Genomic DNA, 11,473 nt, shown 5'->3' on the forward strand with positions numbered 1-11,473 from the left:
TTTCAGCAGCGCCCCGGCCACATCCGCCCCACCCGCGTGGACCCCGCCCTCCTGGACGACTGGACAGGCCACTTCCTCGCCCAGCTCGCCGCGCCCTCCGCCGAACTCATGAACACCAGTGGCGGCGTGATCCTGGTGGACACCGCCACCGGATCGCAGGCATGGACGGAACCGGCCGGGGGTGGCTGGCACGTGCATCAGCACGGCCCGCTCAACCTCTGGGACCAAGTGGAAGACGCCCTGACCACGTGGCAGAGCGCAGGCTCACCCCCGCAGTCCGACTTCGGCATGACCGTGGAACCGGACGGCACGCAGCGGGTATGGATCAGTGCCCCCGACGGGCCCTCCTGGGACCTGCCCGTCTAGCAGAACCGGCTCACGTGGTGCTGCGCCTACCGGCCCTGACCCCCGCGGCCGCGGGACGGCCCCTGACCCGCGCGGCCGCGGGACGGCCTATCGGCCCTGAGCCGCCTTCCTCAACGGCGCGCGGCCCGGCGCGGACAGGTGCAGCACCTCGTACCGCTCCGTGGCCTCCTCCTCCGGCGGGACCGCCTCCGCCCAGAGCACGAACTGCAGCAGCCGCCAGTGGTGGGGGTCGACGGCCAGCGCGGCGGTGTGCACGCCCTCGCGCCGCGCCAGCGCGCCGAGTTCCGCGGTCTCCCGCTCGATCCGGGCGGCCAGGCCCAGTCCGTCGGCGCCCGGGTCGGCGTCGGCCGGGAGCGGGGTGAGGCGGCGCGAGGCGGCCCTCGGGGACGTGCCGCGCGCCGGCCCCGCCACCTCGGCGACGCCCGTCCAGTGCTGGACCGGCGGCCTGCCGAAGTCCCGGACGATGCCCTGAAATCCGCCGCCCCCGACCAGGAAGTGGCTCATCGCTGCGGTGTCGTCCCACAGATAGAACGGCGCGTACTGGTTGACCGGCGAGCCGTCGCGCCCGCGCTCCCGGATCAGATAGGCCTTCAGGCCCAGCCCCGCGCGGTCGTCGAGCGTGTGCCCGTGGTCGGCGACGCGCCGGCGGATGATCCGCATGTCGTAGTCGGCGGGCAAGGTGATCTCGTACTGCTTGGCGTACATGGCGTGTGCTCGCAATTCGCTTCGATGGTGTCCGGCGTCCCGCCGGGCGGGGGCGTCAGTCGCCGGTGGCCCGGTCGGCGAGCAGGGCGAGGACGCCGTCGACGGCCCGTTCGAACGGCTCGGTGGAGTCGGCGGCGCGGGCCAGGACGTAACCGCCCTGGAGCACCGCGACCACGGTGGAGGCCGTGGCCTCCGGCGCGAGCCCGGCGACCGGCTCCCCGCGCTCCCGGCCCTCGGTCAGGACCTCGGCGAGGCGGGTGCGCAGCCAGGCGAAGGTCTCCTCGACCGGCCGGCGCAGCACCGGGTCGGCCATGACGTCCGGGTCCTGGGTGAGCCGGCCGATCGGGCAGCCCTTGAGCACGTCGCGCTCCCGCCGCAGATAGGCGGTGATCCGCTCGATCGCCGTGCCCGGCCCGCCGAGCAGCGCCTCGGCCGTGGCGCGCATCTCCTGGGCGGTCCGCTCGATCGCGGCCAGCGCCAGGTCCGGCTTGCCGCCGAAGTGGTGGTACATGCTGCCCTGCCCGGCGCCGGCCCGCTGCTGGATGGCCTTGGGGCTGGTCCCGACGTATCCGCGCTCCCACAGCAGTTCGCGGGTGCTCTCGATGAGGCGTTCGGATGCGGTGCTCATGCGATCAGTGTACATACCAGTAGGTACAGAGCGGGGTGCCGGTGATCGCACGGCCCGTACGGTGGCGGGTCACCGTGGCGCGGTGACCCGCTCCCCGGTGGCCGCCGCGTCGTGCGGGGTGTCCCGCAGCCCCAGGCGCAGGTGCTCGACGTGGAACAGCGCCTGGTCCAGCAGCTCGGCCACGTGGTGGTCGTAGAGGGCGTAGACGATCGAGCGGCCCCGCCGCTCGCCGGTCACCAGGCCGAGGTTGCGCAGCAGCCGCAGCTGGTGCGAGCAGGCGGAGGGCTCCATCTCCACGGCCTGGGCGAGGTCGCCCACCGCGCACGGGCCCTCGTTGAGGCGGGCGAGGATGCGCAGCCGGGAGGGGGTGGCCAGGGCCTGGAGCGTGGCGGCCACATCGGCGGTGCCCACGGCGTCCAGGCGCTCGCGAGTGGTGGCGGTGTTCCTGGCGTCGACTCCGTGGCCCATGCGGTCCATCCTACCGACCACATATGAAGACCTGTTCAGTTGTTCCGGTATGGTGGGGCGCTCCCGTCCGCTGCCCGAGAAGGGTCGTTCCGCCGTGTCCGCAACCGTGGCCCAGCGCCCCGATCACGCACCACCGCCCCCGTCGCCGGCCGCGCCGCCCCGGCGCCGCACCCGGGTGTTCGCGCTGGCGGAGGCCCGCTGGGCGGCCGCCGCCCTGGCGCTCTTCCTGCTCGCGCTGCCGGCCCAGGCGGCCGGGGCGCCGGCCTGGCTCTGGGGCCCCCTCTACGCCGCCGCCTACCTCGCCGGCGGCTGGGAACCGGCTCTCACCGGGCTGCGGGCCCTGCGCGCGCGGACCCTGGACGTCGATCTGCTGATGATCGTGGCCGCGGTCGGCGCGGCGGCGATCGGGCAGGTGATGGACGGCGCCCTGCTGATCGTCATCTTCGCGACCTCCGGCGCGCTGGAGGCCCTGGCCACGGCGCGCACCCAGGACTCGGTGCGCGGCCTGCTCGACCTCGCGCCCGCCACCGCGACCCGGCTGTCCGCCGACGGCGGCGAGGAGACCGTCGCGATCGAGGACCTGGCGGTCGGCGATGTGATCCTCGTCCGCCCCGGCGAGCGCGTCGGCGCCGACGGCAGGGTGCTGGCCGGCGCGAGCGAGGTCGACCAGGCCACCATCACCGGCGAGCCCCTGCCGGTGGCCAAGCGGGCCGGTGACGAGGTGTTCGCCGGCACGCTGAACGGCACCGGCGCGCTCCGGGTGCGGGTGGAGCGGGACGCCTCCGACTCGGTGATCGCCCGGATCGTCGCCCTGGTCGCCGAGGCGTCCGAGACCAAGGCGCCCACGCAGCTGTTCATCGAGAAGGTCGAACGGTGGTACGCGGTCGGCCTCGTGCCGGCCACGCTCGCCGTCTTCGCGATCCCGCTCGCGTTCGGCTCCGCGCCGGCGGACGCGCTGCTCCGCGCCATGACCTTCATGATCGTGGCCTCGCCGTGCGCGGTGGTGCTGGCCACGATGCCGCCGCTGCTGTCCGCCATCGCGAACGCCGGCCGCCACGGTGTGCTGGTGAAGTCCGCCGTGGTGGTCGAGCGGCTCGGTGAGGTGGACACGGTCGCGTTCGACAAGACCGGCACGCTGACCGAGGGCACGCCCCGGGTCACCGAGGTCCACCCGCTCCCGCTGCCGCGGTCGGTGCCCGGCGGGGGCCTCGCCGAGGCGGATCTGCTGGCGCTGGCCGCGGCGGTCGAGCGCCCCAGCGAGCACCCGCTCGCGCGGGCGGTCGTCGACGCGGCGCGCGAGCGGGGGCTCGACCTCGCGGACGCGGAGGACTTCGTGTCGGTCCCGGGGGTGGGGGTGAGCGCGACGGTGGCGGGCGCCGGCGCTGGTGACGGCCGCGGGGGCGCGGTGGGCCAGGTCCGGGTGGACGTCGGCGCGCCGGCGCGGCTGCTGGACGGGTCCGGCTACGGGTACGGGGCTGGGCCTGGGGCCGAGTACGGGTCCGGGCCTGGGTCCGGGTCCGGGCCTGGGTCCGGGTCCGGGTCCGGGGGCGACGGCGGCTCGGACCGGGCCGTCGCTGTGGCCAACGCCGTTGCCGCCGCCGTGGCCGCGGAGGTGGAGGAGAGCGGGCACACCGCGGTGGTCGTCCGGCGGGACGGCGTACCGGTGGGGGTCCTCGGCCTCGCCGACCGCCCGCGCCCCGGGGCCGCGGCCGCCACCGCGGCCCTGCGCTCGCTGACCGGCACCGCCCCGATCCTGCTGACCGGCGACAACCCGCGCGCCGCCGCGCGGCTCGCCGCGGAGGTCGGCATCACGGACGTCCGGGCCGCGCTGCTGCCCCAGGACAAGGTCGGTGCCGTACGCGAGCTGACGGCCGCCGGGCGCAGGGTGCTGGTCGTCGGCGACGGCGTCAACGACGCCCCCGCGCTGGCCGCCGCGCACACCGGGATCGCGATGGGCCGCGCCGGTTCCGACCTCGCGCTGGAGACCGCCGACGCCGTCGTCGTACGCGACGAACTCGCCACCGTCCCCGCGGTGCTGGCCCTCTCCCGCGAGGCCCGCCGCCTGGTGGTGCAGAACCTGGTGATCGCCTCGGTCTTCATCACCGGCCTCGTGGTCTGGGACCTCGTCGGCCATCTGCCGCTGCCGCTCGGGGTCCTCGGCCACGAGGGCTCCACGGTGCTCGTCGGCCTCAACGGCCTGCGCCTCCTGCGCACGTCGGCCTGGCGCCGCGCCTCCGCCCCGGCCGCGGCCCCCGTAGCCTGAACGCGATGCGGCCGGGGTTCGCCGCACGGCCGCGGGAGGGGGCTCGTATGGCAGCGCGCTGCGTCGTTCTCGACATCGGTGGAGTCCTGGAGATCACCCCGGAGACCGGGTGGCCGGGGGAGTGGGAGCGCCGGCTCGGGCTCCCCCCGGGCGCCATCGACCGGCAGTTGGGGGACGTCTGGCGGGCGGGAAGCGTCGGAGCCATGGGGGAGGCGGAGGTCCGGGCGCGGGTGTCGGCGGTGCTGGGCCTGGGCACGCCCGAGGTGGACGCGTTCCTGGCCGACCTCTGGGACGAGTATCTCGGCTCGCCCAACCAGGAGTTGATCGACTACGTCCGGGGGCTGCGGCCGCACTGCGCGCTCGGCATCCTGAGCAACAGCTTCGTGGGCGCCCGCGAACGGGAGCAGGAGCGCTACGGCTTCGGCGAGCTGGTGGACGAGATCGTCTACTCCCACGAGATCGGCATCCTCAAGCCCGATCCGCGGGCCTTCGACGTGGTCTGCGCGCGGCTCGGCGTTCGCCCGGAGGAGTGCCTCTTCCTCGATGACGCGGAGGCGAATGTGGCGGCGGCGCGCCGACGGGGAATGCGGGCGTTTCTGTTCGACGGCTCCGGGGGCGTTCCGCTCGGTGACGGCCACGGGCCGGTCATGCGTGGGGGCAACGCCCAGGCGATGGCGTGGATCGCACATCACCTGAGCGTTGCCCCGGAGTCGGTCGGCGCCGACCCGGCTCACATGTAGATCATTACCTCGATGACTCCGTCGTGGCAGCAGAGAACAACCTCACCCGGCCCCTGGGCGGGTGGCGCGTTGACGAAGACGGCGACATCCTCCAGGGTCGCGAAGGTGCCGACCGCGTGCCAGCTCCTTTCCTGTTCCGCGTCCGCGATCGCGGCCTTCCGTGCCTCCGCCTCCGCAGCTGAAATGGCCATGCGGCTCCTTCCGGGACAAAAATCGGCAAGGGCGTCAATTCGGCGACGCCTCATTCACTCACCGTAGAGCGCGTGTTGACGGAGGGTGGCAATCCGAGGCGGGGGCGTGGAGGTTCTCCGCCGGAGCCCGGTGCGCGCCCGGAAACGGCGCCGTCCCCTCCACCTCCGCCCCGCGCCACCGGCCGCCGCACGCGCCCCGGGGCGCGTGCGCCTCGCTTTTTGTCGGGCCATGGGGCCGCGCTCATGGCGCGAGGGAGAGTGTGCAGGCGCTGACCTCGGTGTGCGGGTTCTCGCGTGCGCCCTCTTCCTGCCGCTGTGACCGCTCGGGGGTGACCGCACCGAGAGGACGCCCCAAGAGGAACGGAGGTGAGTGACCTTCGGCCCAGAGGGTTACGAGGGACTCAGCCGCGGTCGGCCGCCGTGGCGGCGAGGGCCCAGGAGGGGACGGGACGTTCGCCGGGGCCCGCCGGCGGTGCGCCATCGTTCCCCCGGCGCTGCGCCGCGGCCCGCCGCTCGCCCCGCGCCGCCCCGATGCCCGCGACCACGACCAGCGCCGTGCCCGCCGCCTGGAGCGCGGTCGGCCGCTGGGCGATCAGCACCATGCCGGCCAGCAGGCTGACCGCCGGCTCCAGCCCGGCCAGCGTGCCGTACGCGCTCCTGCCCATGCGCTGGAGCGCCTTCATCTCCAGCAGGAACGGAATCAGCGGCATCAGCAGGGCGATCCCCGCGACCGCCGCGATGACGTCCCAGCGCGGCTCCGCCACCACCCCGGCCGCGCCGAAGGGCGCCGTGCACAGCGCCGCCACGGTGAGCGAGAGCGCCAGCCCGTGCGGGGCCGAGAAGCGGCTGCCGACGTGCTGCGTACCGATCACGTACAGCCCCCAGCAGGCGCCCGAGGCCAGCCCGAAGAGCACCCCCGTCAGTCCCGCGGCCCCGCTCCACGGCGAGGTGAGCAGGACGACACCCCCCGCCGCGAGCAGCAGCCAGACCAGCTCGCGCCGGCGGCGCAGCGAGGCGACGGCGACGGCCAGCGGGCCGAGGAACTCCAGCGCCGTCGCCGTGCCGAGCGGCAGTCGGGCCGCCGCCTCGGAGAAGAACAGCATCATCGCGCCGCTCACCACGCCCAGTCCCACGGTGGCCAGCACATCGGCGCGCGGCGCGGCCCGCAGCACCCGCCACAGCGACCGCCCGGTGAACGCGAGCAGCACCAGCGCCGCCCAGCTGAGGCGGAGCCAGGTGGTGCCGGCCGGGCCGAGGGCGTCGAAGGTCTCGGTGGCGAGGGCGCTGCCGGTGTGCAGCACGGTCATCGCGGCCAGCAGCAGTACGGCGCCCGGGACGCGGCGGGGCTCGGCGCGCGGGGCGACGGCGGCCGCTGTGATTGCTGTGGCGGCAGAGGTGGCCGGGCCGGCAGGGGCGGCGGGGGCGGCGACGACAGAAGCGAGCGCCGCGACAGGCGCGGCGGTCGGCGGGATGTCGTACGCGGGGCGCACGTCGTACGCGTTGTACGACGTCAGCGGATCATGGTGGGTCACCGGGTCATTCCAGCCGGAAGTTTTCTTGCTGTCCACCGGCCGATGGCGGACGCATTGTCTACCATCAGTGGACAGTGGAGGGGACAGCCGTACGGAGCCGGGGAGGGCCGCATTCCGACCGACCGGAGCGAGGAGAGCCTGCCCGACCTGGGCCGGCTGCGCCTCCTCGTCGAGCTGAAGCGCCTCGGCACGATGGCGGCCGTCGCCGCCCGCACCGGATACGGCACCTCCGCCGTGTCCAAGCACCTCGCCGTCCTGGAGCAGGAGATGGGCGTGCGCCTGCTCGCCCCCGTCGGCCGCAAGGTCCAGCTCACCCCGGCCGGCGAGCGCCTCGTCCAGCACGCGATCCCCATCCTCGCGGCCGTCGAGGAGGCGCGGGCGGAGCTGCGCGGCGAGGCGGAGCCCCGGGGGCGGGTCCGGCTCGCCAGCTATGTCACCGCGGCCCAGCCCCTGGTCGTCCCCGTGCTGCGGACGCTGCACGCCGACCATCCGGGCATCGAGGTCCAGCTGTACGAGCACGAGCCCCAGGAGACGGTGAACCTGCTGCTCACCGGGGACATCGACCTCGGCATCGTCTACGACTACAGCCTGGTGCCGCGGGCCGTGCCGGAGGGGCTCGTCGCCCGGCGGCTCGGCGAGGAGCCGCTGGTCCTGGCCGCCCCGGCCGAGGGGCCCAGCGCGGTGCCGCCCGGCGGGCCGGCCGCCCTGGCGGACATCGCGCGGCTCGCCACCGCCGGATGGATCACCAATTCGCGCGGCGGGGACGACGACGAACTGGCCCACCGGGTGTGCGCGCTGGCCGGCTTCACGCCCCGGATCGTGCACCGCGTCGACAGCCTGAACGTGGTGAACCTGCTGATCGGAGCCGGTCTGGGGGTGGCGCTGCTGCCGGCCTCGGGCATCGAGGAGCGGCGCGACGACGTCGTCCACCGCCCACTGGACCCGGTGGCCGGCGTGCGCCGGAGCTTTCTGGTCACCCGCCGCGGCCGGGCGTCCTGGCCGCCCGTCGCCGCGGTGGCGGAACGCCTGATCGGCGCGTCCCGCGGCTGACGCGGGCCGACCAGTGACGCGGCCCGCCGTCCGGCGGCGACCACCGCTGCCGCCCATCGCCGGGAGAACCGGGAAAACTCGCACCGAAAACGCTTCGTACGATCTCCCGCGCGGGGTACTCGGGAGAAGGCGCCGGGCCGGGAGCGCCTCGGCCGCGCCGGTGAACCCTATGATCGCGTCCTGTCGCGGACGAGCCGCGGCCACGCGGGACCGGCCGATCGTCCGATCGCCGGGGCCGGTGTCGGGCCGGCGCGATCGCGAGATATCTTGATGTCGAGACGATGTTAGACGTGAAGCGGAGTATCGGTGACTGACTCGACCATCATCTACACGCACACCGACGAGGCCCCGGCCCTGGCGACGTACTCGTTCCTGCCTGTGGTCCAGGCGTACGCCTCTACGGCCGGAGTCGGTATCGAGAGCCGCGACATCTCCCTCTCGGGGCGGATCATCGCCGGCTTCCCCGAGTACCTCGAGGAGTCCCAGCGCATCGACGACGCGCTCGCCGAGCTCGGTGAGCTGGCCAAGACCCCCGAGGCCAACATCATCAAGCTGCCGAACATCTCGGCCTCGATCCCGCAGCTGAAGGCCGCGATCGCCGAGCTCCAGCAGCAGGGCTACGCGCTGCCGGACTACCCGGACGACCCGAAGACCGACGAGGAGCGCGACATCCGCGCCCGCTACGACAAGGTCAAGGGCAGCGCCGTCAACCCCGTGCTGCGCGAGGGCAACTCCGACCGCCGCGCCCCCGCCTCGGTGAAGAACTACGCCAAGACCCACCCGCACCGCATGGGCGCCTGGACCCCCGAGTCGAAGACGAACGTCGCGACCATGGGCCAGAACGACTTCCGCTCCACCGAGAAGTCCGTGGTCATCGCCGAGGACGGCACGCTGCGCATCGAGCTCGTGGGAGACGACGGCTCCACCACCGTGCTCCGCGACTCCGTCCCCGTCCTGGCGGGCGAGGTCGTCGACGCCTCCGTCATGCGCGTCGCCGCGCTGCGCGAGTTCCTCACCGCGCAGGTCGCCCGCGCCAAGGCCGAGGGCGTGCTGTTCTCCGTGCACCTCAAGGCCACGATGATGAAGGTCTCCGACCCGATCATCTTCGGCCACGTCGTGCGCGCCTTCTTCCCGAAGACGTTCGCGCGGTACGGCGAGGCGCTCGCCGCCGCCGGCCTGACCCCGAACGACGGTCTGGGCGGCATCTTCAAGGGCCTGGAGGCGCTGCCCGAGGGCGCCGAGATCAAGGCGTCCTTCGAGGCCGAGCTCGCCGAGGGCCCGGAGCTGGCCATGGTCGACTCCGACAAGGGCATCACCAACCTGCACGTCCCCTCGGACGTCATCGTCGACGCCTCCATGCCGGCCATGATCCGCACCTCCGGCCACATGTGGGGCCCGGACGGCCAGGAGCACGACACCCTCGCCGTCCTCCCGGACAGCAGCTACTCCGGCGTCTACCAGGCCGTCATCGACGACTGCCGCGCCAATGGCGCCTACGACCCGGCGACCATGGGCTCCGTCCCCAACGTCGGTCTCATGGCGCAGAAGGCCGAGGAGTACGGCAGCCACGACAAGACCTTCGAGATCCCGGTCACCGGCACCGTCCGCCTCGTCGACCAGGCCGGCAACGCCCTGATCGAGCAGACCGTCTCGGCCGGCGACATCTTCCGCGCCTGCCAGACCAAGGACGCCCCGATCAAGGACTGGGTGAAGCTCGCCGTCAACCGCGCCCGCGCCACCGGCGACCCGGCCGTGTTCTGGCTGGACGCGACCCGCGCCCACGACGCCAACCTGATCGCCAAGGTCGAGCAGTACCTGCCGGAGCACGACACCGAGGGCCTGGACATCCGCATCCTGCCCCCGGTCGAGGCGACCAAGCTCTCGGTGGAGCGCATCCGCCGCGGCGAGAACACCATCTCGGTCACCGGCAATGTGCTCCGCGACTACCTCACCGACCTGTTCCCGATCCTGGAGCTGGGCACCAGCGCCAAGATGCTCTCGGTCGTCCCGCTGATGAACGGCGGCGGCCTGTTCGAGACCGGCGCCGGCGGCTCCGCGCCGAAGCACGTCCAGCAGCTGGTCAAGGAGAACTACCTGCGCTGGGACTCGCTGGGCGAGTTCTTCGCCCTGGTGCCGTCCTTCGAGCAGTTCGCGAAGACCACGGGCAACGCGCGCGCCCAGATCCTCGCCGACACCCTCGACCGGGCGACCGCCACGTTCCTCGACGAGGACAAGTCGCCCAGCCGCCGCCTCGGTGGCATCGACAACCGCGGCAGCCACTTCTACCTGGCGCTCTACTGGGCCCAGGAGCTGGCCAAGCAGACCGAGGACGCCGCGCTCGCGGAGGCCTTCGGCGGCCTGGCGAAGACGCTCGCCGAGCAGGAGCGGGCCATCGTCGACGAGCTGATCGCCGTCCAGGGCTCGCCGGCCGACATCGGCGGCTACTACCGCCCCGACCCGGCCAAGGCCGCCGCCGTCATGCGTCCGTCGCGGATCTTCAACGAGGCCCTGGCGACCCTCGCCTGACGCGACACCGCGACACCGCGACGCCGCAGCACCGCGGCACACCGTTCACCCCGTCCCGCCCCCGCCCGGCAGCAGCCCGGCCGGGGCGGCCGGCGTTCGGCTACCGGTCCCGCCGCACCGCGTCGCCCGCCGCGCCCAGGCCGAACCCGAGCGCGATCAGCACGAGGTAGCTGTAGATCTCGTAACCGTCGAGTGCGAGAAAGCGCAGAAAGCCGAACAGGTGGAACCAGCCGAGCCACTCGTGCAGCAGCCCGGCGGCGCCCCCGGCGATCAGAACGAAGGCGACCAGGCCCAACAGGTCCCTCAGATGACTCCTCATGCCCCGAGGCTAGGAACGGCGGCCCCGGCGGCGGATCGGCCATCGGGCTCCGCTCCGCGCACCGAAGTCGGTGTCCGCCGGGCCGGCCTCATCCGAAAGTAGCGGCATCGCGCCAGGACCCCTCCCCGGAATCGGGCCCCTCGGCGCTGCCGGTTCGCGTGCCGGTTCGCGCGTCGGTTCCCGTGCCGGGGCCTGACGCACCGTGACGCTCGACGGCGTGGCGCACCCGCTCCGCGTCCTCCGGGCGGCCCTCGGCGGCCAGCCGGTCGGCGAGCCGCGAGCCCACGGCCCGGTGCAGCCCCGCGATGCCCGGCACCGCCCTCGCCTCGCGCCGTTCGCACACCCCCGTGGCCTCGGCGAACAGCCGCACGGCCGCCGCCAGCCGGGGCCCGCCCGCCTCCGCCCGTACGCCCACGGCGTTGAGCAGGGCGTGGGCGAGCCGCGGCGTGATCCCCGGGTCGGCCTCGGCCATGCGACGGCGTACGGCCGCGCACTCGTCCGCCGCGGCGATGGCGTCCCCGTACCGCCGGAGGGCCATCAGCACGGTGCTCTGCGCCCCCAGCGCCTCGGCGAGAAAGTGCCCGTGGGCCTCCGGCTGCCGCCGGCCCAGCCGGCGCAGGATGGCCACCGCCTCCTGGGCCGTGGCCATCGCCTCGTCCGCCGCGTCCCCCCTGCCCGCCGCGTC

Annotated in this window: 10 protein-coding genes and 2 pseudogenes; 5 read left to right on the forward strand and 7 right to left on the reverse strand. The window is 74.1% G+C overall.

Features of this window, described 5'->3' with window-relative positions; all coding sequences use genetic code 11:
* Positions 1 to 366, forward strand: a pseudogene (locus ACSNOD_RS21280) (ATP-grasp peptide maturase system methyltransferase); the annotation flags it as partial.
* Between the two features lie 87 nt (positions 367 to 453).
* Here ACSNOD_RS21280 and ACSNOD_RS21285 read toward each other — a convergent pair.
* The 3 genes from ACSNOD_RS21285 to ACSNOD_RS21295 all read right to left on the reverse strand — a co-directional run bounded on the left by ACSNOD_RS21285 (position 454) and on the right by ACSNOD_RS21295 (position 2,167).
* Positions 454 to 1,071 carry a DUF4865 family protein gene (locus tag ACSNOD_RS21285; RefSeq protein WP_436768591.1) on the reverse strand — a complete coding sequence of 206 codons (618 nt, stop codon included), beginning with the start codon at positions 1,069 to 1,071 and terminating at the stop codon, positions 454 to 456.
* Between the two features lie 55 nt (positions 1,072 to 1,126).
* Positions 1,127 to 1,699: a TetR/AcrR family transcriptional regulator gene (locus ACSNOD_RS21290; RefSeq protein ID WP_436768592.1), complete on the reverse strand. Its 573-nt coding sequence runs from the start codon at positions 1,697 to 1,699 to the stop codon at positions 1,127 to 1,129.
* 69 nt (positions 1,700 to 1,768) lie between these two features.
* Complete coding sequence (locus ACSNOD_RS21295; RefSeq protein ID WP_436768593.1) at positions 1,769 to 2,167, reverse strand: ArsR/SmtB family transcription factor; 399 nt, start codon at positions 2,165 to 2,167, stop codon at positions 1,769 to 1,771.
* A 94-nt stretch (positions 2,168 to 2,261) separates the two neighbouring features.
* On the opposite strand from ACSNOD_RS21295, the gene ACSNOD_RS21300 reads away from it, so the two are divergent.
* Both ACSNOD_RS21300 and ACSNOD_RS21305 read left to right on the forward strand, forming a co-directional pair.
* Positions 2,262 to 4,430 (forward strand): heavy metal translocating P-type ATPase, encoded by a 2,169-nt coding sequence (locus tag ACSNOD_RS21300; RefSeq protein ID WP_436768594.1) that lies wholly within the window; start codon positions 2,262 to 2,264, stop codon positions 4,428 to 4,430.
* 47 nt (positions 4,431 to 4,477) lie between these two features.
* Positions 4,478 to 5,170, forward strand: a complete 693-nt coding sequence (locus tag ACSNOD_RS21305; protein WP_436768595.1) for an HAD-IA family hydrolase — start codon at positions 4,478 to 4,480, stop codon at positions 5,168 to 5,170.
* Here the strand turns inward: ACSNOD_RS21305 and ACSNOD_RS21310 are convergent.
* On the reverse strand, positions 5,161 to 5,361 hold the full coding sequence (locus ACSNOD_RS21310; RefSeq protein ID WP_436768596.1) for a hypothetical protein: 201 nt from the start codon (positions 5,359 to 5,361) through the stop codon (positions 5,161 to 5,163). The two genes, ACSNOD_RS21305 and ACSNOD_RS21310, sit on opposite strands and share 10 nt — an antisense overlap.
* Positions 5,362 to 5,762: 401 nt before the next feature.
* Positions 5,763 to 6,893, reverse strand: coding sequence for an EamA family transporter (locus ACSNOD_RS21315; RefSeq protein ID WP_436768597.1), 1,131 nt, complete (start codon positions 6,891 to 6,893; stop codon positions 5,763 to 5,765).
* A 42-nt stretch (positions 6,894 to 6,935) separates the two neighbouring features.
* On the opposite strand from ACSNOD_RS21315, the gene ACSNOD_RS21320 reads away from it, so the two are divergent.
* The gene (locus tag ACSNOD_RS21320) at positions 6,936 to 7,943 is read left to right on the forward strand and encodes a LysR family transcriptional regulator (protein WP_436768598.1); all 1,008 of its coding nucleotides are present in this window, start codon (positions 6,936 to 6,938) and stop codon (positions 7,941 to 7,943) included.
* 306 nt (positions 7,944 to 8,249) lie between these two features.
* On the forward strand, positions 8,250 to 10,469 hold the full coding sequence (locus ACSNOD_RS21325) for an NADP-dependent isocitrate dehydrogenase (RefSeq protein WP_436768599.1): 2,220 nt from the start codon (positions 8,250 to 8,252) through the stop codon (positions 10,467 to 10,469).
* A 100-nt stretch (positions 10,470 to 10,569) separates the two neighbouring features.
* On the opposite strand, the gene ACSNOD_RS21330 is transcribed toward ACSNOD_RS21325, so the two are convergent.
* Both ACSNOD_RS21330 and ACSNOD_RS21335 read right to left on the reverse strand, forming a co-directional pair.
* Positions 10,570 to 10,788 (reverse strand): hypothetical protein, encoded by a 219-nt coding sequence (locus tag ACSNOD_RS21330; protein WP_436768600.1) that lies wholly within the window; start codon positions 10,786 to 10,788, stop codon positions 10,570 to 10,572.
* An 88-nt stretch (positions 10,789 to 10,876) separates the two neighbouring features.
* Positions 10,877 to 11,473: pseudogene (locus ACSNOD_RS21335) on the reverse strand (hypothetical protein); the annotation flags it as partial.

The organism is Streptomyces sp. URMC 123, assembly GCF_051386515.1.
Classification (GTDB): Bacteria; Actinomycetota; Actinomycetes; order Streptomycetales; family Streptomycetaceae; genus Streptomyces.

Excerpts from the sequence above, each read along its gene's own strand:
- ACSNOD_RS21285 (WP_436768591.1), bottom strand. The coding sequence starts at position 1,071 with ATGTACGCCAAGCAGTACGAGATCACCTTGCCCGCCGACTACGACATG.
- ACSNOD_RS21290 (WP_436768592.1), bottom strand. The coding sequence starts at position 1,699 with ATGAGCACCGCATCCGAACGCCTCATCGAGAGCACCCGCGAACTGCTG.
- ACSNOD_RS21295 (WP_436768593.1), bottom strand. The coding sequence starts at position 2,167 with ATGGGCCACGGAGTCGACGCCAGGAACACCGCCACCACTCGCGAGCGC.
- ACSNOD_RS21305 (WP_436768595.1), top strand. The coding sequence starts at position 4,478 with ATGGCAGCGCGCTGCGTCGTTCTCGACATCGGTGGAGTCCTGGAGATC.
- ACSNOD_RS21310 (WP_436768596.1), bottom strand. The coding sequence starts at position 5,361 with ATGGCCATTTCAGCTGCGGAGGCGGAGGCACGGAAGGCCGCGATCGCG.
- ACSNOD_RS21320 (WP_436768598.1), top strand. The coding sequence starts at position 6,936 with ATGGCGGACGCATTGTCTACCATCAGTGGACAGTGGAGGGGACAGCCG.
- ACSNOD_RS21330 (WP_436768600.1), bottom strand. The coding sequence starts at position 10,788 with ATGAGGAGTCATCTGAGGGACCTGTTGGGCCTGGTCGCCTTCGTTCTG.